Consider the following 21,450-nt stretch of genomic DNA (forward strand, 5'->3'; position numbering starts at 1 on the left):
AGCCTTATGCCCCGGCGCTTATTCAAACGTTACATGCCAGACCCGGTCAGCATCAGGGAACACAAGTCCTTACGCTTTCTCGGCACCCTGCTGCATGACCCGAACCTCTGGCACCTCAACCGCCACTCCGTCGCACGGGCCATGGCTGTTGGCCTGTTCGCGGCGTTCCTGCCGATTCCCTTGCAGATGCTGCTCGCCGCCATTCTCGCCATCATGGTGCGCGGCAACATGCCGATTGCGGTGAGCCTGGTCTGGCTGACCAATCCAATCACCATGCCGGCGGTGTTCTTCTGCACTTACCAGACCGGTGCCTGGCTGATGGACGTTCCCACCCGCCATTTGCCGGACGAGCTGACCTGGGAATGGATCAGCGGCGAACTCTCGACGCTTTGGCAGCCGTTCTTGCTCGGCTCGGTGGTGACGGGACTGGTGCTCGGCGCGCTCGCGTATTGCCTGACCATGATGTACTGGCGCTGGTGGGTCGGAAGGCAGTGGCGGCGGCGTCAGAAAAAACGGATGCAGTAAACGCAAAACGGCCTCCACAGTGGGAGGCCGTTTTTTTTTGCGGTGTCGGGGCTTGCTCGCGAAGCAGACGACGCGGTCTCGATCAGGTACGCATCCCGCGACCACTGACCAGCAGCCGTGCGCAACCGATGTACAGCACAACGGTCGCGATCAGCATGAAGGTGATCGCCACGCTGATTCTGATGTCCGAAACGCCAAGAATGCCGTAACGGAAGGCGTTGACCATGTGCAGCACCGGGTTGGCCAGCGACACGGTCTGCCAGAACGGCGGCAGCAAGGAAATCGAGTAGAACACCCCGCCCAGGTAGGTCAGCGGTGTCAGCACAAACGTCGGGATGATCGAGATGTCATCGAAGTTTCGCGCAAACACGGCGTTGATGAAGCCCAGCAGCGAGAAGATCGTCGCCGTCAGCACCACCACCAGAATGGTCACGCCCAGGTGATGCACCTGCAACTCGGTGAAGAACAGCGACAGCAACGTCACGATGAGCCCGACCATCAAGCCGCGCAGCACACCGCCCAGGGTGTAGCCGATCAGAATCGTATGCGGCGACACCGGCGACACCATCAATTCTTCGATGGAACGCTGGAACTTGCTGCCGAAGAAACTCGAGACCACGTTGCCGTAGGAGTTGGTGATCACCGACATCATGATCAGCCCCGGCACGATGTACTCCATGTAGGTGAAACCACCCATGTCACCGATCTGCCGGCCGATCAGATTGCCGAAGATCACGAAGTACAGAACCATGGTGATGGCTGGCGGCAGCAGCGTCTGCGGCCAGATCCGGGTAAAGCGCCTGACCTCTCGGTAAACGATGGTGTTGAGGGCAACGAGGTTGGGTTGCAGCTCGGAACTCATACCGCCACCTTCGACAGATTTTTCTCCACCAGGGACACGAACAACTCCTCGAGGCGATTGGTTTTGTTACGCAGGCTCAACACTTCGATGTTCTGCTGCGCCAATTGGGTGAACAGCGCAGTGATGCCCATGGCCTTGTCGACCTGAACTTCAAGGGTGTGGCTGTCGAGCAGCTTGGTTGGGTAACCGAGCAACTGCGGCGCAGTTTGCAGCGTGTTTTTGAGGTCGAGCAGGAACGTTTCCACATGCAGTTGGCTGAGCAACTGTTTCATGCTGGTGTTCTCGACGATGGTGCCGTGATCGATGATGCCGATGTTGCGGCACAACTGCTCAGCCTCTTCCAGGTAGTGGGTGGTGAGGATGATGGTGATGCCTTTCTTGTTCAGCTCGGTGAGGAACGTCCACATCGAACGACGCAGTTCGATGTCCACACCCGCCGTCGGTTCGTCGAGGATCAACAGGCGCGGTTCGTGAACCAGCGCACGGGCAATCATCAGTCGACGCTTCATGCCGCCGGACAGTGAACGCGACGGCGTATCGCGCTTGTCCCACAGACCCAGTTGGGTCAGGTACTGCTCGGCGCGTTCCTTGGCGATTTTCGGCGGAATGCCGTAATAACCGGCCTGGGTCACCACGATGTCGAAGGTTTTTTCGAACTGGTTGAAGTTGAATTCCTGGGGCACCACGCCGATGCAGCGCTTGAGCTGCGCAGGATTCTTGTCCAGGTCGTGACCGAAAACATTTACCGTCCCGCTGGTCTTGTTCACCAGGGTCGAGAGAATGCCGATGGTCGTGGATTTGCCGGCGCCGTTGGGGCCGAGCAAGGCGAAAAAGTCACCTTCGGCGACGTCCAGATCGATACCACTCAAGGCCTGGAAACCGTTGCCGTAGGTTTTGGTTAGCTGCCGGATGGACAGAGCGGAACTCATATCGGATTTACGCACCAAGAAGGGAAGAAAGGGACAAATAAGGGCGGGCGGCGACTATTACAACCACGGCGCACGAGCGCAATGGTGCTTGTCACCGCCACACAAGTACAGTCAAGCGTGTCGATAGTGAGTATTAAGTCAACGCGGTCATAACCGCTTTCTGATACGCCGGACGCTGTTTCAGGCGTGCATACCAGGCTTGCAGATGAGGCTGCGGTGCGCGCTCGATCGGCATCTCGAACCAGGCATAAATGAAACTGCCCAGAGGAATGTCGCCCATGCCGATCTCATTGCCGGACAGGTACGGTTGGGTTGCCAGCGTCTGGTCGGCCATGGCCAGCAGGCCATCGCACTCCTTGATCGCGGCGTTGATTGCAGGCCAGTCCTGCTGGTCTGCCGGGGTACGCAATACGCCCCAGAACACTGTGCGGAACGGCCCGGCAAAATTTGAAGTGGTCCAGTCCATCCACTTGTCGGCAGAAGCGCGGGCCTGCAGATCCTCTGGATACCAGGCCGTGCCGTTGGCGTGGCGAGCCATCAGGTAACGCACGATGGCGTTGGATTCCCACAGTACGAAACCCTCGTCTTCAATCACCGGCACGCGGCCATTGGGGTTCATCGCGCGGTACTGCGGCGTATCGACGACACCAAAGGCGCCGCCGGCATCGATGGCTTCATAAGCCAGGCCCAGTTCCTCGGCGGCCCACAAAGGTTTCCTGACATTCGACGAGTTTTTCCGACCCCAGATCTTCAGCATGACCGCCTCTTTATGGATGAATGCGCAGGCAGCATACGCCGGATCAGGCGCGACTCAAATCGCCCTGCATGTCACCCAGCAGCACGGGCGATTGGTCGCTGAACAGATGCGGATAGCACTTTTCCAGGTGTTCGAAAAAGAACGCTTCAGGCACGTCGCTGAACTGGCCGTGGTCAATCAGGTATTCCATCAATAGCTCGCCGTCGCGATTGAACGGATGGAAAACGCTGTCGTTGATGCCGTCGAATTCCAGCGGCGCGACATTGAACAATTCACACAAGCCCTGATTGAACGCTGGCGTGGCTTTGACCCAGCGGCCGTTCAGGTGAAGCTCTGTATAACCGTGCATGGCGAACACATCGCTCTTGAGCAACTCGAACAACCGCGGCGTCGACAAATGATTGCGCACATCCGCCAGGCCGATCCGCGCGGGAATCCCGCAATGCCGGGCGGCACCTGCCAACAACGTGGCTTTGGGTACGCAATAACTCTCCCCCGCTGCCAGCGCATAACTGCCGCGCAACGTATTCGGGTCGCGACTGAAGGTATAAGGGTTGTAACGCACGGCTTCGCGCACGGCGTAATAGAGATTGATCGCCTGCTCTAGAGGATCGCGACTGTTGCCGCGATGTTTTTCGGCGAACTCCACCACCGACGAGTGGTCACTATCGATGAAGCGGCCGGGACTCAGATACTCGTGCATGAGAACAATCTCCTGGGGGAAGCCACGAGTCTAGCGACACGTTCAGCACAGAGATAACGACGTTTCGGCCAAACATGGACGCTTTGCCGCCCGCCCATCGAACGATTTGCGCGTCCTGGTGCCAACCGGGTCCTACAAAACTCATCGAAGGTTTCCCACGATTTCAATCACATCGCTCTGACCACCCTGTTTTACGGATGCCGTCTAAGCTCTGAAGGTTGCTTTTGCCCTGGTTTCACGGAGGATTAAATATGCTGCTGTTGTGGATACTGGTTCTGGTTGTCGGGATTGCGTATTTAGCCCACCGTCGCATCGCCCCGCTGCCCGCCCTGTGCGTCGTTGCCGTTTACGTGGTGGCGATGGGTGCTTTCAGCCGCGCACCTGGCTGGTTACTGCTGGTTCTGTGGATATTGATCGCGGCTGTCGCAGCGCCCTTGTTGTTGCCCGACCTGCGCCGCAAATACTTCAGCGCGCCGATGTTCAGCTGGTTCCAGAAAACCCTGCCACCGATGTCGCAAACCGAACGCGATGCGATCGATGCCGGAACGGTGTGGTGGGATGGCGAACTGTTCAGCGGTCGCCCGGACTGGAACACACTGCTGGCCTATCCAAAAGCGCAGCTGAGCGAAGAGGAACAGGCCTTTATCGACGGCCCGACCGAAGAACTCTGCGCCATGGTCAGCGACTGGCAGATCGGTCAAGACATGGACCTGCCTCCCGAAGCTTGGGCCTACATCAAGGAAAACGGCTTCTTCGCCCTGATCATTCCCAAGGAGTTCGGCGGCAAAGGTTTCTCCGCCTATGCCCACTCCCAGGTGGCGATGAAACTGGCGACCCGCAGCGGCGACCTTGCCTCTACCGTGATGGTCCCCAACTCCCTCGGCCCGGCCGAATTGCTGTTGCATTACGGCACCGACGAGCAACGCAACCACTACCTGCCACGACTGGCTCGCGGCGATGAAATACCGTGCTTCGCACTGACCGGACCACTGGCCGGTTCTGACGCCGGCTCGATGCCCGACACCGGGGTGATCTGCAAAGGTGAATGGGAAGGCAAGGAAACCCTGGGCCTGCGCCTGAACTGGGAAAAGCGTTACATCACACTGGGTCCGGTCGCCACCCTGCTCGGCCTCGCGTTCAAGGCCTACGACCCGGATCACCTATTGGGTGAGGAGGAAGACCTGGGGATCAGCCTGGCGTTGATCCCGACCGATATCGCCGGTGTCGAAATCGGCCGCCGCCACCTGCCGTTGGGCGCGTCATTCATGAACGGCCCGAACTCCGGCAAAGATGTGTTCGTACCGCTGGAGTTCCTCATCGGCGGCCGGGAAATGCTCGGCAAAGGCTGGATGATGCTGATGAACTGCCTGTCGGTTGGGCGTTCGATTTCGTTGCCAGCGGTCGGCACTGGCGCCGCCAAGTTCACCAGTCTGGTGACCGGCCAGTACGCTCAAGTCCGTGAACAATTCAATGTTCCTCTGTCGGCCTTCGAAGGTATTCAGGAAGCGATGGCGCGCATCGGCGGCAACGCCTGGATGATGGACGCGGCACGGATGCTCACCGCTAATGCGGTGGATTTGGGCGAGAAGCCATCGGTGCTGTCAGCGATTCTCAAGTACCACCTCACCGAACGCGGCCGCGAGTGCATCAGCCACGCCATGGATGTTCATGGCGGCAAGGCGATCATCATGGGGCCGAACAACTACCTCGGTCGCAGCTGGAACGGCGCGCCGATTTTCATCACGGTGGAAGGCGCGAACATACTCTCGCGCAACTTGATGATCTTCGGTCAGGGTGCGATTCGCTGCCATCCCTTCGTACTTAAGGAAATGGCTCTCGCCAGTCGTGAAGACAAAGACCAGGCCCTCACCGAATTTGATGGCCTGCTGCTCAAACACATCGGTTTCGCCGTGAGCAACGCCGCCAGCACGCTGGTGCTGAACCTTGGTTTCGGTCACTTTGAACACGCGCCAGGCGACAAGCTCAGCCAGGGTTACTTCCGCGCCCTCAATCGCCAGGCTGCTGCGTTCGCCCTGCTCGCCGACCTGAGCATGATGCTGCTGGGCGGCGAATTGAAACGACGCGAACGTCTGTCGGCACGTCTGGGGGATGTGCTCAGCAACATGTACCTCGCCTCCGCCGCACTCAAGCGTTACCACGACCTCGATTCACCGCAGCACATGGCTCCTCTGTTTACCTGGGCCATGGAAGAAAGCCTGGGGCAGTCGGAACGAGCGCTGGATGAACTGCTGAGCAACTTCCCGAACAAGGTGTTGGGTTGCCTGTTGCGGGTGATCGTGTTTCCGTTCGGTCGTCGTCACAAAGGGCCATCGGACAAACTCGGCGCCGAAGTGGCGGCGGTGATCGGCCGCGCCAAGGGTGATCCGACCCTGGAAGAGTTACTCGGTGGTTGCTACCGGCCGCAATCCACTGATGACCCGGTCGGCGCCCTGCAACAGGCGTGCAACCTGCTGAATGCCGCGCAACCGCTGCGCAAAAAGCTGCATGTCGCGCTCAAAAGCGGCCAGGTCAAACCGGTCGCCGGGGAACACGTCATCGATGCAGCGCTTGAAGCTGGCGTGTTGCAACCCAGGGAAGCGCAGACCCTGCGTGACGCCGAAGCTGCCCGGCGCAAGGTGATTGATGTCGATGATTTCGACAAAGTTGAACTGACACTGGGTGAAGGAAAGGTCCGCTGATTCCGCTGACCCTGTGCCTTCTACCTGTAAAAATGGACGCGGGCGCTTTATACTCCCGCGCCCGTTTTGCTCTTGAGGACTTATCTCGTGTCCAATGTCGTTGCCGATCATCTTGTCTTGCTCGACCACCTGCGCAGCATCCTGGTCGCCGTAGGTGAGGCCGAACAGGTTCCCGAAGAAAGCCATGCCTTGTTCCTGGAGCGCTTCGACGAACTGCGTGCGTTGCTGCCGGTCGACCCGATCGAAAGCCAATACCTGGGCCAGGACATTCTGTGCCAGGTGATCACCCGCTACCCGCAAATCGCCCACCTGGTCCCGCGCGACCTGTTGTGGTACTTCGCCGGTGACTGCCTGCATTACATGCCCGACGATGAAATCGACTTGTATCAGGCGCTGGAAGAACGTCGTTTCGAAGCTGAACAAAACGACGAACCTTTCGACTGGAACCAGGAAAAACAGCTGCTGGCGATGTCGAAAGACGACAGCAAGCACTGATCCTCGCTCAGAAATGCAAAAGGCCCGCATGGTGATTCATGCGGGCCTTTTTTGTGCCTTGCTTCGAGTGATGCAGTGGCTGATCGGGCCCCTTCGACTTGCCCGCGAAGGCGTCTGTCAAAGCAACCCATCACTCTCGGGCAACTCATACTCTGCCGCGCCCTTGCCCAATGCATTTGGCTTACCCGGCTTGCCCAGGGTCGGCTCCTTCTCCAGGCATTCCACCAGATAGTCGATCAGCACCCGTAATTTCGGTGGCAGATAACGAGTCGGCGAATGCAACAACCAGGCACCGCCGTGGTATGACGCCAGAAAGGTCCAGTCCGGCAGCACCTGCACGATCAGCCCCTGCTCCAGCGCATAACGCGCGGTGAAGTACGGCAGGCTGCCAATCCCGATGTGCTGCAACACCGCGCCCAAGCGCACGCCGGTGTGATTGGCCGCATACCGTCCGCGCACGCCAACGGTGACAGCCTTGGTGCCTTTCTTGAATTTCCAACGTGCATCGCTCGGGGTTTCGCCCAGGTAGATGCAGCTGTGGTTGAGCAAGTCGTGGGGATGGGTCGGTGTGCCGTGTTTGGCCAGGTATTGCGGCGTCGCACAGAGCAAATGATCGATGGTGAGCAATTGCCGCCCGACCAGTCCGGCAGGTGGCCGATCTGTAATACGAATCGCCAGATCAACGTTGTCGTCGATCAAATCCACCTGGCGGTCCTCAAGCAACAGCTCCACATCCACTTTGGGATAGCGACGCAAGAATTCCGGCATATGCGGATGAATCACGAAACGCCCCACCGCCTTCGGCACACTGACGCGCACCAGTCCTTCCGCTTCATGGGTGAATTGGCCGCTGATTTCCATCACCGATTTGGCGGCGCTGACCATTTCCTGGCAACGCTTGAACACCTCTTCGCCACCGTCGCTCAAACGCAGCTTGCGCGTGGTTCGCTGCAGCAAACGAGTGGCGAGCGCCTTTTCCAGACGCGAAATGCTGCGGCTGACCGCCGAAGGTGAAGAACCCAACTGGCGAGCAGCCTCAGAGAAGCTGCCGGTCTCGACAACCTTGACGAAAATCGCCATTTCACCGAGCAGCGGTAGTGGAAGATTTATGCTCACAGCGCAACAGTCCTTTGATGTTTGAACGGATTATCACGCAATTCCACGCTTCATATAATAAAAAATAGAATTGTTAATAAGGGCATGGAATATGACGCTTCGCCTCTTTTTCCATAGTGATGACCTCAAGGCCAATGTGGAAGTCCTGGATTGCACGCCCCACGAGAACGAATTTGCCGTGGTGCTGCGCGCCACGTTGTTTCACCCCCAGGGCGGTGGACAGCCCTTTGACACCGGCTGGATTGGCGAAAGCCGGGTCCTGCGGGTTGTTCAGGATCCGGACCGGATCATTCATTTCGTCGACCATCCGGTAAAACCAGGCATGACTCAGATTCGGGTCGACGAACAACGCCGTCAGTTCAATTCACGTATGCATTCCGCCGGTCATCTGATCGGCCACTTCGTCCAGGCCATGGGCTGGATGCCGATCAAGGCTCATCACTGGCCGGGCGAAGGACGCGTGCAATTCAAACCGGCAGAGTCGGCAAAAGAGGTTGATGCCGAGATGATTCAGCACGGCATCGAGCAGTGGATCGCCAATGATCTGCCGCGCCTGACATCGATGCGTGAAGGCGCCCGGGAAATCGGTTTCGGTGATCTGCCCGCCTATGGCTGCGGTGGCACCCATGTACGCAGCCTGAAGGATTTGGGCACGGTCACGATCGCTTCCCTTTCACTGAAGAAGGGAACGCTGTCTGTCCACTACAGCGTGGATTGAGCATGTGGGCGATGCCGTTCCTGTCATCGCCTGACGCCGGAGGAACCTGCGGTCGCGGGTTCTGTTGACTATTTGATAGATGGACCTAAGACATGATGCTTGACGTCGAGCGTCTCGATGAGACGTGCATAAAAAAACTGGCCAATGAAGAGATCCTCGCCATCCGCGTCAAAGGTTTGTTGCCCAAACCGCTGGCGATTCAGATCGGCGACAAGATCCTCGCCCCGGGCTTCGAAGGCTATATCAATGCGCCGAGCATCGGTCGCATCGGCATGGCGTTTTATGAAGCGGAAAACCAGCCGCTGCTGATCGAAGATTATTTTGAACGCGCCACCCGCAACATTGCGGAATTACGCAACCGCTGTGCGCCCTATTCGTCCCCCGTCGACACCCTGCGCTGCATGCTCGATGAGTCCTGGCCGGCGGGTGCGCATCTGGAAAATCTCTACGGTCGCAAGATGTATGTGGGGCTGTCCCGGGTGGTGAAACCCGGGATCTGCTTTCTGGCCCACCACGACATTTTCGCCAAGGACGCCCCGGACAGCTATCAGGCCAAAAGCCTGGAAGCGCAGTTCGCCTGCAATGTTTACCTGAACATGCCCCTCGAGGGCGGTGCCCTGCAGATGTGGGACCACGACATCTCCCCGGACCAGTTCGACGAAATGCGTGGCGACAGTTATGGCATCGACCCGGCTCTGCTCGGGACGCCGACCCTGGAGATTCTTCCCGAGCCGGGTGATTTCATCATGTTCAACTCGCGCTGCATGCATTCGGTGACTCCGGGTGTGGCTGATCCGCGCTTGAGCCTTTCGTTCTTTGTCGGCTATCGCGGCAATGCTTCACCCCTTACTTTTTGGAGTTGAGATGCTTTCGAATTACCTGGGCGAGTTTCTGGCGCTGGCGACTATTCACTTTCTGGCCGTGGTTGCACCCGGACCGGACTTCGCAGTGACTATCCGGCAAAGCGTGCGTTTCGGCCGACTGGTCGGGATTTGCACGGCACTGGGCATCGGCGCGGGCATTTCCGTGCACGTGCTTTACACCTTGTTCGGGGTCGGCGCGCTGATGCACACGACACCCTGGCTGCTGACGGCGGCCAAGGTTGTGGGTGGCGCTTACATTTTGTACCTCGGTGTCAGCCTGTTGCGCAGCAAGCCCAAGACCGTACTGGAAGGCGATAAGCCTGATGAACCGGTTGTAGAACAAACGTTGTGGAAGGCATTTACCACCGGCTTCCTGACCAACGCGACCAACCCGAAAGCCACTCTGTTTTTCCTGGCAATCTTCACCACTATCATCAGCGCCACAACGCCGATGAAGATCCAGGCGCTTTACGGAATGTGGATGTGTTTTGTCAATGCGCTGTGGTTTGTGATCGTCGCGCTGTTCTTTTCAAGCAGCAGAGTGCGATTGCTGTTCTTGCGCTTGGGGCACTGGTTCGAGCGGAGCATGGGGGTGATCCTGATCCTGTTTGCTGGTCGGTTGATTTTGTCGATGTAAATACACGCGAATCGAGCAGGAGGCGGCTTCACAGCCGCCCTCTCACACCGCCGTACGCAAGATTCTGCGTCACAACGTTCCGTGCCTTACCCCGCTGACTAGACATTCAGCATCCCCGTCAATATCAGGCAATCGCACTGCGCTACGCCCCTGCCCGCACCATTCGCCCGCCCGCCTTTCTCCAGTCTTTGCCCCCATGGTTTTTTCTAAAATCATGGCACTTTGGTTTGATTGAACTAACGTCAAGCAATAAGAAGTCATAACGGCTCGAGTTTTCACGTTAGCTTCAGTGATCAGATGGTGAATTGGCAAAAGGAGTTACCTTTCTATGATCCTGTCAGGCGCTTTGCGGCTTTGTACCTACATTGCCGATTACTTTCCGGGGGAGCCAGGTCGGCGGACAGTCTCGTCCATAGCCGCAAAGTTCACTCTGGCGGGCAGTCCAGAGAACCGGATCATTAAAAACCGTTTTAGCAAAGGTCGCTCGCGGTCCAGGCAGATCAGCGAATTGCACCCGCTCGTCTGTAGCACGTAAGGAAACACCAAGGCCATGGACAGGTGGCCTGACGCATTGGGGGGGATAGTCCGGTCCCCGTGAAGTGATCCGGACAAATCAGTCAGCCTAAAGATGGCCTATCCAGTGAGGATGTATTAAATGAGCCTTCGTCCCGTGCCCGCTTTCAAGCGAATTTTCCATGGCCTGTTCTGGATGGGCCTCAGCGTGAATGCGGCTCAAGCCGCACCGAACAATTGTTCGCAACTGGACAATTGGCCGACAACGTATGAGGTCGGCCAGGGGCTGCAAAGTGAACTGCGCAGCCCCGTTCCGGTAACACAACTGGCGGTGGGTGACCCGAAAATTGCCGACGTGCAATCCAGTGCCAACAGTGGCGACAACGCGTTCATACTCACGGGCGTTGCACCGGGGACCACCAGTCTGATGGTCTGGACCGCCTGTTCGAAAACGCCGCGCCAAAGCATGGTGTTCGTCAAGGGTAAGGCCACCGCGGCGCTGACCAGCGTCTCGACCATACCTTCCGAAGACCCGCTATTACCGATCCAGGTGCAAACCGACATCCGCTTCGTTGAAGTCAGCCGGACCAAACTCAAGGAAGCCAATGCCTCGATTTTTGGTCGCCAGGGCAACTTCCTGTTCGGCTCGCCGAGAACCTTGCCCACCATCGACGGCATTGTCAGGCCGTCGTTGCCGGTGAACAACGACATGTTCAACCTCTCCTTTTTGTCCAGCGATACGCTAGTGTCGATCAACGCGCTGGAAGGCAGCGGTTTCGCCTACACCCTGGCACGACCAAGCCTGGTAGCGCTCAGTGGGCAGAGTGCGAGCTTCCTGGCGGGTGGTGAAGTGCCGATTCCGGTGCCCAGTTCAGGCAGCGATAACGTGTCCATCGAGTACAAGGAATTCGGGATCCGCCTGACCCTGACACCGACCATCATCGGGAAAAACCGCATCGCGCTGAAGGTGGCACCAGAAGTCAGTGAACTGGACTTCACCAACGCTGTAAGCATCGCCGGCACCATCGTTCCGGCGCTGACCATACGCCGTACCGACACCAGCATCTCCCTGGCCGATGGCGAAAGCTTCGTCATCAGCGGCCTGATCAGCACCCGCAACAGTTCTCAGATAAACAAGTTTCCGGGGTTGGGTGATATCCCGATTCTGGGGGCGTTCTTTCGCGACAACTCCATCAACCGTGAAGAGCGTGAACTGTTGATGATCGTCACCCCTCACCTGGTCCAGCCACTGGCTGTCAACGCAAAACTGCCGTCGTTGCCAGGAGAGCAACTGCGTAATTACGACCCGAACTTCTACCGCATGTTCTTCCTCGAACGTGGCGACTTCGACAGTATGAGCGGGCTCTCGCAATGAGCCATGACCTGAACAAGACGTGTCTCGCCCTCACTCGTAACGGTGACCTTGAACGCTTGCCGGGCCAGCCTTATTGCCAATGGCCAAGGGTTCAACGTGTTGTAGCCAGAGGACATTCGATGAAAGCAGTCATTGCAATTACAGCGACATTGATGCTCGCGGGCTGTGCGTCCAACGGCGTGACTTCGCGGCCACCTGAATGTGCCAAGCCCGCTTCGGAGCAAGAGCTGGCCCTGAGCCTGGCCGACAACATGGCCAACGAAGGTCGTTTGTATGCCAGCCTGGCGAATCTGGAAGGATTGCCTGACAGTCTGGTCCAGGTTCGCCTGCGCAAGGCCCGGGTGTTGCGCTTGATGGGGCGTAGCGAGGCGGCGCCGTTGTACGAAAGCTTGCTTCGCACCTGCCTGGCGGCTGATGGGGAACATGGTCTGGGCCAGTTGGCCGCAGCCAGAAATGATAACGCCGCCGCGACCCTTCACCTTGAGCGTGCGGTGAAGATGGCCCCCACCGACGACAAGATGCGCAATGACCTGGGGGTCGTCTACCTCAATCAGCGACGGATCCCGGAAGCGCGTTTTGAGTTCATGACCGCCATGGAACTCAAGCAGGCAAACACACTGGCGGCACTCAATATGGTGACGTTGCTGATCTACCAGGACAACTGGAAGGCGGCTTCCGAACTCGTGACCCGCGCCGACTTGAGCCCCAAGCAATTTGCCGAGGCTCAGGCCCGCGCGGAAAAACTCAAGGCCTCCGCCAACAAAGTGGTGGCTTCCGAGAGGAATCGCCGGACCGAGGTAGCCGATGCCTCTTCCAGTGCGATCAAGTAGAACGTACGAGGAGTCGAGATGAAGACCAAAAGACTTTTGATCGTGTGCATGGCGTGCCTGTCCACCACTGCCTGGGCCATTGAGCCGGGCCCCTCTTCGCCGTATCAACAAGGCACCGAGCAGTGGTTGCAACTGCAGATTCGCGGTGTGGTTGCCTCCCCTCACCTGCAAACCGCTTCGGCCACTGAACGTGACCTGGCCATGCAGCGCTGGCTGAATAGCTTCAACTACCCGATTCCGGAGTTTTATGACCAGGATGTAGCGGGAGAGATCACTAGCGGCAACTGAGGCATGTCAATGGATGATCAGCCTCTGGCATCGTCCGGAGTAGCCTGGCTGCAAAGCCGGGCTTAATGTCGTGTGCAGGAAAGCAGTGGTCTCTATACATTTTTCAACCCTGGCCGGATTACCCCGGAACTGACGCAGGCTGCGATCATTTGATTCAGAGGACCAGGCAACGAATTGCCTGCCAGAAAAATCAAAAGATCGCAGCCTGCGGGAAATGTGTAGATCTATGACAGGAAAGTGCAGATCAGGCTTGGGGGCAAGGCCATCGCGCTCGACAGCCTCCGGCCGTTTACTTCACCCGAATGCTCTAAACACCCCGATCATGGCAGGGCCGATAGCGACCAGAAAGAAGCTCGGCCACAGACAGAAAATCAGTGGGAATATCAGCTTGGTGCCGATTTTCGCTCCCATCTCTTCGGCGGCCTGCATACGCCGGTCACGGAACTCGTCGGCATAGATACGCAGGGTATCGGCCACGCTGGTACCAAAGCGGATGCTCTGCGCCAACAGGCTGACCAATCCTTGTACATCATCCAGACCCGTGCGCAGGGCCAGTTGCTTGAGCGCCTCGGTACTGGAAATGCCCGCGCGGATTTGCGCATTGACCAGGGCCAGTTCTTCAGCCAGCTCGACCTGACTGACCGACATCTCCTCAGCCACCCGCTCGATGGTCGCGGGCAGGGCCAGGCCCGACTCCACGCACACCACCATCAGATCCAGCGCATCCGGAAACGCGGCACGCAACCGACCTTGTCGCAACTGCTTGCGCTTGGAGACATAGAGCCCTGGCACCAACCAGCCGATACCGGCCACCATGACCACCAGCAGCAGCCCCATGATCAGGGACATCTTGGGAATTATCGGCAACAGCAGCAACGCAACACCGATCAGTAACAGCGGCAACATCAAGCGCACGGCCCAGTACATCTGCACCGCCGACGAGGAACGGTACCCCGCATGTATCAACAGGGTCTGGGTGACGGACGTCTGAGCAGATTCGGCCGAGGCAAAGCGCTGTCCGACCCGTTCCAGCAACAGTTGCAGATTACCCGGAGCCTCCTGCCCTGCGGTGTTGCCTAAATGACCACGCTTGATCAGCGCCAGACGACGCTGCACCGGATCTTGAAGCCCCATCATCAGCAAGATCACAGCGACGACCGCAAGCACTGTACTCAAACCGATCGAGCCGATGAACAACAGGCGCCCCAGCTCCTCGTTCCCCGTGACCCGACTGAACAACCCGAGCAAAAAGTCCATGATCTCTACCTCCCGGTAGCGAATACCACTTAAACCTGAATCCGGATGATTTTGCGTATCCAGAAAATCCCGAGCAACATGGCGCAGAACGCCCCGATGATCAGCTTATGGCCTATGGGATCATTGAGCAGCACAGGCAAGTAACTGGGGCTGGTGACGACGATAGCGATCGCCAGCAGGAAGGGAATCGCCACCAACACCCAGGCCGACATCCGCCCTTCCGCCGACAGGGTCTTGATCTTGCGCTGAAAGCGAAAGCGCCCGCGAATCAGCCGACTCAGACGCTCCAGCACCTCGGTCAGATTACCGCCTGTCTCGCGATGGATGAGGATCGAGGTCACCAGCATCATCACCGTCATGCTCGGCATACGCTCCAGCAGACCAAGCATGGCGCGGCGTACATCGTTGCCATAGTTGATGTCGGCGAAGGCCAGACCGAACTCATGTGCAACCGGCCCCTTGTGCTCTTCGGCGACCAGGCGCAGGGTTTCGTTGAACGGGTGTCCGGCGCGCAGGGCACGGCACATGGCATCCAGTGCATCCGGCAGGCCTTCCTCAAACGCAGCGAAGCGTTTGCCACGGTCACGCGAAATTTTCAGCAGGGGTACCCAGAACACTCCGAAGCCCGCCAGCAGCGCCATCCACCAGACTGACGAGATCATCAGGATCGAGACGCCTGCACAGGCGCCCAGGAACAGCCCAAGCAACAGCACCCGATAAGCACGATATTCATGACCGGACTGCTCGATCAGCTGTGTCAGGTTCGCCATAAAAGGCAACTGCTCAAGCATGGCCTCCAGTGGCGATAAGCGCGTCAGGTATTTCTGCCGCAACACCGTTTGCATGTTGGGCTGATTGTTGGCTTTCTCCAGCACATGCAAACGGCCGCGGATGCGTTTGCGCATCTTGCCGGCCTCGCCGAACACCGGCACCACCACACCCTGGGACAGGAGGAACACAGCGATAAACACCATGCCCAGGAACATCAGAATGAACTCACCAGGAATATTGTTCATGACTGCCGCGCCTCCATCCACTCGGGCCTGAACATCGTCAGCGGCAACTCGATACCGCGCTTGGCCAGCACATCGCGGAAGGCGGGGATCATGCCGCTGGGCCGAAAATCACCCAGTACTTCGCCGTTTTCACCAATGCCCTGGCGGACGAAGGAGAAGATTTCGGTCATGGTGATGATCTCGCCCTCCATGCCGTTGATCTCCTGCACACTGACCAGGCGACGCTTGCCGTCCTCCTGGCGTTCCAGCTGGATGACCACTCCGATGGCCGAAGCGATTTGCTGGCGCATGGCCTTGATCGGGAAGGTCGCCCCGGTCATCGACACCATGTTCTCGATCCGCCCCAGCGCATCGCGTGCGGTGTTGGCGTGGATCGTGGTCAACGAGCCGTCATGACCGGTGTTCATCGCCGTCAGCATGTCCAGCGCCTCGGCGCCGCGCACTTCGCCGATCACAATGCGGTCCGGACGCATCCGCAAGCTGTTGCGCACCAACTCCCGCTGGCTCACCTCGCCACGCCCCTCGATATTCGAAGGCCGGGTTTCCAGGCGTACCACGTGGGGCTGTTGCAACTGCAGTTCGGCTGAGTCTTCGATGGTAACGATCCGCTCGTTGTGCGGGATGAAACTGGACAGCACATTGAGCATGGTGGTCTTGCCGCTGCCGGTACCGCCGGAAATCAGCACGTTCAAGCGCCCGCGGACAATCGCCTTGAGCAGCAGGGCAATGGCCGGGTTTAACGCCCCCACCTGGATAAGGCTATCGGTATTGAGCAGATCCACGGAAAAACGCCGGATCGACATGCTCGGGCCGTCGATGGCCAGCGGCGGAATAATCGCGTTGACCCGCGAACCGTCCTTGAGCCGCGCATCCACCAACGGCGAAGACTCGTCGATACGCCGACCCAGGCTGGAGACGATGCGGTCAATGATGTTCAGCAAATGCTGATCATCGCGAAAGCGCACATCGGTGCGTTGCAGCTTGCCGAAGCGCTCGACATACACTGAGTCATGCCGGTTGACCAAAATGTCGGACACCGTGTGATCGGCCAGCAGCGGTTCCAGAGGCCCCAGACCGAGCACCTCGTCGGTGATCTGCTTGATGATCAACTGGCGGCTGGCGGTACTCACCGGTGCTGTATGTTCATCGAGCAGACGCTGGCAAATATCGCGAATCTGCCGAGTAGCCTCGGCCTGCTCAAGGGAATCCAGCAAGGACAGGTCCATGACCTTGAGCAACTGTTGGTAGATCTTTTCCCGCCATTCCGCCTCCACCGGGGTGACCTGGCTTCTGGTTTCGTAAAGAACGTCCGGCGCTGCACGCTCCCAGGCCATTATTTCCTCTACCGGATCCAACAGGTCGTCGCCCAGTTGGGCAGCGGCGGGTTTACCGGACTGTTTGCGCAAGCGGTTACGAAAGTCGCTGATCATGGGTCATCCCCCGAAAAAACGGTTGAAGGCACGTTTGAGCAAGCCTTGGTTGCCGGCCACCTGTTGACCGATCAGGTCCTCGGTCATGTTGCGCAGTGCAGCCGTGATCGCCGCCCTCGGCGCATGCAGCCCCAACGGCACGCCAGTGTTCTGACTCTGGCTGACCAGATTGAAGTCGTTGGGTAACTTCGACACATTGGTGCAGCGCAGCGCCTCGCCGATATCTTTGAGGCTGACCGCTGCCGCCTTGTCATAGCGGTTGACCACTATCTGCAATTGATCCCCACGCACGCCCAGGTCTTCGCGAAGAATCCGCACCAGGGAGCTGGCATCGCGCAGATGGCTGACGCTCTGTTGCACCACCACGTACACCCGATCCACCTGCTCCAGCACAGAGCCGGTGAGGTGATCGATTTGCCGCGGCAGGTCGATCACCACCCAGCCATAGCTGGCGCGGGCCAACTGCAACAGGGTGTCGAGTTGCTCAGGTTGGGTATCCTGCGGCAAACACAGCTCACCGGCCCGACCGCCCAGCACATGCAAGGTCGGGCTGAAGTGACTGCAAAAACCGCGTAACGCGACGCTGTCCATCCCATCGATCTGGTGCAACACCTCCAAATGGCTGTGCGTCTGCGCTACATCCAGATAATGCGTCACGCTGCCAAATTGCAGGTCCATGTCCAGCAACAGGGTACTGCCACCCATGATGCTGAGTTGCTGAGCCAGGTTGCAGGCCAGCAGGGTTCCGCCAGAGCCGCCCTTGGCGCTCATTACGGCGATCAGTTTTCCTTCTGCCCCACTGCCGGTCCGAACTTCCGTGACCAGACGATTCAAGGCGGCGGCCAGTTCGGTCTCGGCGATGGGCTCCGGCAGCACGTCCCGGGCGCCGGCCTGCATCGCCAGGCGCATAGCTTCCTGTTCGCTCAGCAGTCCGCACACCAACATCGGCGGACGCTCATGGGCCGGACGCTGCAACAACGCCGACAGCTCTTCACGCCACAGGTGGCTAACGCGCAACAGCAGCAGATCGGGCATCCGGTCCAGACCGTAGAGCGGGTCGACATGCCCGTTGCTCACCAGCCGCGTACTCACCTCCAGGCTGGGCATGCGTTGGCAGACGCCTTGCAGGTCGCGCAACGACGTGGCATCACGGCTGCTGATCAGCAACCGTAGCCCGGCTTTGCCGGTCGAGGTAGAGACTGGAGTTTCCTTGGTATTCAGCATGGTGTGATCTCCCCGGAATCGGAATGACGCCCGAGGCTTTCGCGTGGCAACGTTGCCCTGAATGCAGGCAAGGTAATGGGCACGGCGAACCCGGGAATAAACAGATTGAAAACGAAGTTTTGCAGACTCAACTGGACATAGCGGATGGCACGAAAACCATTGACGCTGACCAGGTCAGCGGGGTTGGCCACCAGAGCACCATTGACGTCCAGATAAGTCAGCGTCAGGTGGGTGGTGGCCAGATTGCCGATCAGTTGGCTCGTACCTGCATCGGTCGCGGCATTGAAGATCGCCCGCCGCAGAACCACCGGATCGCTGATATTGCACACCGACGCCAGGCGAGTACCACGCCGTACGGCTTCATCCAGTGCATTGACCGTGAAGTACAGGCGGCCCATTTCCAACACGCCGAACAACAGCGTGAACATCAGCAGGCCAATGAAGGCGAACTCCACCGTGTAGGTACCGCGCATGTGTTTTCTTTTCATCACAGTGCCCTCATCACGGTAGTGGCAACCAGCGGAATGCTCAGCGCAATCTGAGTACCAAAGAAACCGGGAAGCGAGCCGCCGCAATTGCCACCGCCAATCACTGGACAGAACGTGTAAGTGATGGTGACCCGCACATGGTCGATACCCACTGCGGCGACGTCCACGTTGCCAGTCGTCAGCCCTGACACTACCGCGGTCCCGGTATTGGCAGGCACACCATAGACCGCAACGTTTTTCGTCTGGGTCAGTAGCGTATTGCTCAGAGCGACCTTACCAAGCGTCGAATCCCAGGCCCGGCTAGCAACGAAACGGTCGGCATCGCGGCTGGCCTGTAGCAGCACGTTGTATTGATAGAGCATGCGACCGAACTCACCGAAGGCCAGCAACAGCAACAGCAACACCGGCAGGACGAGGGTGAATTCCACCATGGCCAGACCTTGCTGGCGCTTCGAATGTTTAAACCCGTGAAGTCTCATGACGCCTCCTACGAGTCAGTGCTCGGAATGCCAGTGCCGCTGCCGAGATAGGTTTTGTAGAGCTGGATGATCTGCGGCCCGGAATCGGTTGACGGCGAAGGACCTGCCACGTTGTCGCCTTCGCACTCCTTCACGAACTGTCCGAAGATCTGCGCGTCCCCACCACCGCCATCCATTGGCTGCACCACGTAATAGCAGCCGAAACCCAGGACGGGGATAGAGGTTGAACCGCCCTGCATCCCGGTGCAGTTGCCCACCACGATTTTCATCATCCGGCGCTCGAACACTCCATTGCTCTGACAGCCACTGGCCCCTGCCACACACGCGGCAGTGCTCGCACGCCAGTCGTTGTAGTCAAATATCGCGTTGCTGCCCGCGGTGAGATTGCCGTTGCTCGAGGTGACGACTTGCCCCTGGTACTTCGCTTGTGGCGGGGAGACTGAGTCGTCGTACGTGATTGCGGGGTTGCTGGACGTGGTCACAAGGTCCGGCGGATAGTCCGAGGCACTGACCGGGCCGTTGTAGATGCCGAAGCGCGTATTCAGGCCTTGAGAGGTAGGGCCGACTTTGTTGCCGGGGGCGGTCTGGACAGTGTCCCCCGCCGTGCGGCAGACGCTGCCGCCTCCGGCCAGGTCCTCCCTGACGGTACTGCCGCCCGAGCCAAAATCGAGCAACTGAAAGTTGCCTGGGCCAATGGGCGACGAATTGCCGGCAGCGGTCTTCAATACCTTCAAATCACCAAACTGGAAGCCCCAGAACATGCCAGCGTCCGGGTCGTATTGAGTCGGGTCGCCACAGACCATCAAAGGTGAGAGATCACAAGGACTGGTAGGGCTGGGTCCCGCGGTAGCGATCGCCGCCACCGCTTTGGCCCCCAGGCCGCCAGCGCCGAACACCTGAGCGAAGTTCCAGAAAAATCCCGTCAGGCTATAGTTCGGCACCGATACCCGAACGTACTTGGCATCCGAAGGCCCGGGATAGGAGAAAGGGCCATAGACGCTCGCGGCCAGTTCCACCACTGCAAATGTGCCTGCGTTGCCGCCGACAGCCGTGGCCAATTCGTTGTTGCCCGTGGCATTGGCGTTCTGTATCAGCGTATTGAGCGCGGCGGCGCGCGTCGTGCTGGCAATATTGCTGCCACCCTCCACCTGACTCAGGGTTTTGGCACCACTCAGCGCGGCGGCGTCCACCGCATTCTGCAAGCGCGTTTTGTTCAGCATCATATGCCCGCCGTCCAAAGCCAGCGCCGCTACCATGCCAATCACCGCCAACACCATCACCATCAATACACTCACCGATCCTTCCTGGCGCCTTGGCGTCGAAGTGAACGGCCGCTGAACACGAATATTCATCATCAAGCCCTCGTTTGCCGATACTGATCCGGATCGGCTCCGCCAATACCTGGTGCCTGGGCACCACTACCGCCCTGTCAACGTTTGACTACACTGGCTTCGGTCCCGCGGATAACGGTAATAGCCCCGCCACCCTCGCTACTGCGGCGCTGTACCACGCGTTTTGGCGCCGCGACGGCGGCCACCGCCACGGCTGGCACAACAGGCGCAACGGCTGCGATTTTCTTCTCCAGGTTCAGTGGGTTACGCAGCGCCAGTTGCAACTTGCCTTCCGTCTGCGCCGTGACCAGTGCTTCCGCTTCAGAGGCCGACATCTCCAGCGTCACTGCGCGTACCACCACGGGTTGGGTCTTGTCGGTACCCGCCGTCTGATCCACCGCCAATACCCGCAAGTTCTCGAGGATGGTTCTGGACACGGCACTGTTACTGCCGGCACCGGTGGTTTTAGTCGCCAGTACATCGACCCGATTACCCGGCAACAGGAATCCGCCGACACCGACCACATCGTCCACCCGTACCGATATGGCGCGTTTGTCGGGGTCAATCAAAGAGGCCAGAGTGCTGCCACCCAGGTGCTCACTCAGACGTGCTCCGCGCACAATGTCGCCCTGCAAAATGTCGAACGTAGCGATCTTGCCCACTGCTTTTTCGCTGGAGTCGAAGGCGTCGTCCGGGACCGTGTCCCTGGGCATGCGTACGGTCGTGACCTGCTGGGCTTCGACCATCTGCCCGAATGGAATCTCTACCGTGGCGACCACCACGCTTCGAAGGTTGTCATCCGGGCTGGCGCTGAGTCGTGCGCTCAGCCAGGAGTCGGCCATCCATGCAGCGCCAAGGCCCATGACCAGGGAAACGCCTATCAGGGTAAGAGTACGAGAGCTCATGTCAGTATCT

At 58.8% G+C, this 21,450-nt stretch carries 22 protein-coding genes; 9 read left to right on the forward strand and 13 right to left on the reverse strand.

All coding sequences use genetic code 11. The annotated features are described in order from the left end of the window. Positions 1-6 precede the first annotated feature (6 nt). Entirely contained in the window at positions 7-525 is a 519-nt protein-coding gene (locus ACQ4OB_RS16670) for a DUF2062 domain-containing protein (RefSeq protein ID WP_074879019.1), read from the forward strand. Between the two features lie 82 nt (positions 526-607). Here the strand turns inward: ACQ4OB_RS16670 and ACQ4OB_RS16675 are convergent, their stop codons facing one another. The 4 genes from ACQ4OB_RS16675 to ACQ4OB_RS16690 all read right to left on the reverse strand — a co-directional run bounded on the left by ACQ4OB_RS16675 (position 608) and on the right by ACQ4OB_RS16690 (position 3,776). Then, positions 608-1,387, reverse strand: coding sequence for an ABC transporter permease (locus ACQ4OB_RS16675; protein ID WP_074879022.1), 780 nt, complete (start codon positions 1,385-1,387; stop codon positions 608-610). Beyond that, positions 1,384-2,316, reverse strand: coding sequence for an ABC transporter ATP-binding protein (locus tag ACQ4OB_RS16680; RefSeq protein ID WP_074879024.1), 933 nt, complete (start codon positions 2,314-2,316; stop codon positions 1,384-1,386). Before ACQ4OB_RS16680 ends, ACQ4OB_RS16675 begins: the two co-directional genes overlap by 4 nt. 133 nt (positions 2,317-2,449) lie before the next feature. Beyond that, entirely contained in the window at positions 2,450-3,073 is a 624-nt protein-coding gene (locus tag ACQ4OB_RS16685; protein WP_074879026.1) for a glutathione S-transferase family protein, read from the reverse strand. A 43-nt stretch (positions 3,074-3,116) separates the two neighbouring features. Next, entirely contained in the window at positions 3,117-3,776 is a 660-nt protein-coding gene (locus tag ACQ4OB_RS16690; protein WP_430956071.1) for a transglutaminase-like domain-containing protein, read from the reverse strand. Positions 3,777-4,027: 251 nt separating this feature from the next. Here ACQ4OB_RS16690 and ACQ4OB_RS16695 point away from each other — a divergent pair, with 251 nt between their 5' ends. Together ACQ4OB_RS16695 and ACQ4OB_RS16700 are read left to right on the forward strand one after the other, a co-directional pair. Then, the gene (locus tag ACQ4OB_RS16695) at positions 4,028-6,475 is read left to right on the forward strand and encodes an acyl-CoA dehydrogenase (protein WP_074879030.1); all 2,448 of its coding nucleotides are present in this window, start codon (positions 4,028-4,030) and stop codon (positions 6,473-6,475) included. Between the two features lie 87 nt (positions 6,476-6,562). Continuing rightward, a complete protein-coding gene (locus ACQ4OB_RS16700; RefSeq protein ID WP_008152400.1) occupies positions 6,563-6,970 on the forward strand; it encodes a PA2817 family protein in 408 nt (135 codons plus the stop codon). A 117-nt stretch (positions 6,971-7,087) separates the two neighbouring features. Here ACQ4OB_RS16700 and ACQ4OB_RS16705 read toward each other — a convergent pair whose 3' ends face one another. Beyond that, positions 7,088-8,086 (reverse strand): LysR family transcriptional regulator, encoded by a 999-nt coding sequence (locus tag ACQ4OB_RS16705; protein ID WP_102614843.1) that lies wholly within the window; start codon positions 8,084-8,086, stop codon positions 7,088-7,090. Positions 8,087-8,177: 91 nt separating this feature from the next. On the opposite strand from ACQ4OB_RS16705, the gene ACQ4OB_RS16710 reads away from it, so the two are divergent. From ACQ4OB_RS16710 to ACQ4OB_RS16735, 6 genes are all read left to right on the forward strand, one after another. Continuing rightward, the gene (locus ACQ4OB_RS16710) at positions 8,178-8,804 is read left to right on the forward strand and encodes a hypothetical protein (protein WP_074879034.1); all 627 of its coding nucleotides are present in this window, start codon (positions 8,178-8,180) and stop codon (positions 8,802-8,804) included. Positions 8,805-8,896: 92 nt separating this feature from the next. Then, positions 8,897-9,667, forward strand: coding sequence for a 2OG-Fe(II) oxygenase (locus tag ACQ4OB_RS16715; RefSeq protein WP_074879036.1), 771 nt, complete (start codon positions 8,897-8,899; stop codon positions 9,665-9,667). 1 nt (position 9,668) lies between these two features. Then, positions 9,669-10,304, forward strand: coding sequence for a LysE family translocator (locus ACQ4OB_RS16720; RefSeq protein WP_074879039.1), 636 nt, complete (start codon positions 9,669-9,671; stop codon positions 10,302-10,304). Positions 10,305-10,959: 655 nt separating this feature from the next. Continuing rightward, positions 10,960-12,192: a type II and III secretion system protein family protein gene (locus tag ACQ4OB_RS16725; protein WP_074879044.1), complete on the forward strand. Its 1,233-nt coding sequence runs from the start codon at positions 10,960-10,962 to the stop codon at positions 12,190-12,192. 119 nt (positions 12,193-12,311) lie between these two features. Next, the gene (locus ACQ4OB_RS16730; RefSeq protein WP_074879046.1) at positions 12,312-13,022 is read left to right on the forward strand and encodes a hypothetical protein; all 711 of its coding nucleotides are present in this window, start codon (positions 12,312-12,314) and stop codon (positions 13,020-13,022) included. An 18-nt stretch (positions 13,023-13,040) separates the two neighbouring features. Continuing rightward, the gene (locus ACQ4OB_RS16735) at positions 13,041-13,310 is read left to right on the forward strand and encodes a DUF3613 domain-containing protein (protein ID WP_076028245.1); all 270 of its coding nucleotides are present in this window, start codon (positions 13,041-13,043) and stop codon (positions 13,308-13,310) included. A 294-nt stretch (positions 13,311-13,604) separates the two neighbouring features. Here ACQ4OB_RS16735 and ACQ4OB_RS16740 read toward each other — a convergent pair whose 3' ends face one another. The 8 genes from ACQ4OB_RS16740 to cpaB form a co-directional block, all read right to left on the reverse strand. Then, the gene (locus tag ACQ4OB_RS16740) at positions 13,605-14,567 is read right to left on the reverse strand and encodes a type II secretion system F family protein (RefSeq protein WP_074879050.1); all 963 of its coding nucleotides are present in this window, start codon (positions 14,565-14,567) and stop codon (positions 13,605-13,607) included. Positions 14,568-14,596: 29 nt separating this feature from the next. Continuing rightward, entirely contained in the window at positions 14,597-15,583 is a 987-nt protein-coding gene (locus tag ACQ4OB_RS16745; protein WP_430956072.1) for a type II secretion system F family protein, read from the reverse strand. Next, positions 15,580-17,013, reverse strand: coding sequence for a CpaF family protein (locus ACQ4OB_RS16750; RefSeq protein ID WP_074879054.1), 1,434 nt, complete (start codon positions 17,011-17,013; stop codon positions 15,580-15,582). The genes ACQ4OB_RS16745 and ACQ4OB_RS16750 overlap by 4 nt, the downstream gene beginning before the upstream one ends. Positions 17,014-17,016: 3 nt before the next feature. After that, the gene (locus tag ACQ4OB_RS16755) at positions 17,017-18,237 is read right to left on the reverse strand and encodes an AAA family ATPase (protein WP_074879056.1); all 1,221 of its coding nucleotides are present in this window, start codon (positions 18,235-18,237) and stop codon (positions 17,017-17,019) included. Then, on the reverse strand, positions 18,231-18,725 hold the full coding sequence (locus ACQ4OB_RS16760; RefSeq protein ID WP_074879057.1) for a TadE/TadG family type IV pilus assembly protein: 495 nt from the start codon (positions 18,723-18,725) through the stop codon (positions 18,231-18,233). The genes ACQ4OB_RS16755 and ACQ4OB_RS16760 overlap by 7 nt, the downstream gene beginning before the upstream one ends. Further along, positions 18,725-19,204: a TadE/TadG family type IV pilus assembly protein gene (locus ACQ4OB_RS16765; RefSeq protein WP_074879059.1), complete on the reverse strand. Its 480-nt coding sequence runs from the start codon at positions 19,202-19,204 to the stop codon at positions 18,725-18,727. Before ACQ4OB_RS16765 ends, ACQ4OB_RS16760 begins: the two co-directional genes overlap by 1 nt. Before the next feature lie 8 nt (positions 19,205-19,212). Further along, positions 19,213-20,559, reverse strand: coding sequence for a TadE/TadG family type IV pilus assembly protein (locus ACQ4OB_RS16770; protein WP_074879061.1), 1,347 nt, complete (start codon positions 20,557-20,559; stop codon positions 19,213-19,215). Between the two features lie 74 nt (positions 20,560-20,633). Further along, positions 20,634-21,440 (reverse strand): Flp pilus assembly protein CpaB, encoded by an 807-nt coding sequence (cpaB, locus tag ACQ4OB_RS16775; RefSeq protein WP_074879063.1) that lies wholly within the window; start codon positions 21,438-21,440, stop codon positions 20,634-20,636. Positions 21,441-21,450: the final 10 nt, after the last annotated feature.

The organism is Pseudomonas sp. ES4, from assembly GCF_050586665.1.
Classification (GTDB): Bacteria; Pseudomonadota; Gammaproteobacteria; order Pseudomonadales; family Pseudomonadaceae; genus Aquipseudomonas; species Aquipseudomonas frederiksbergensis.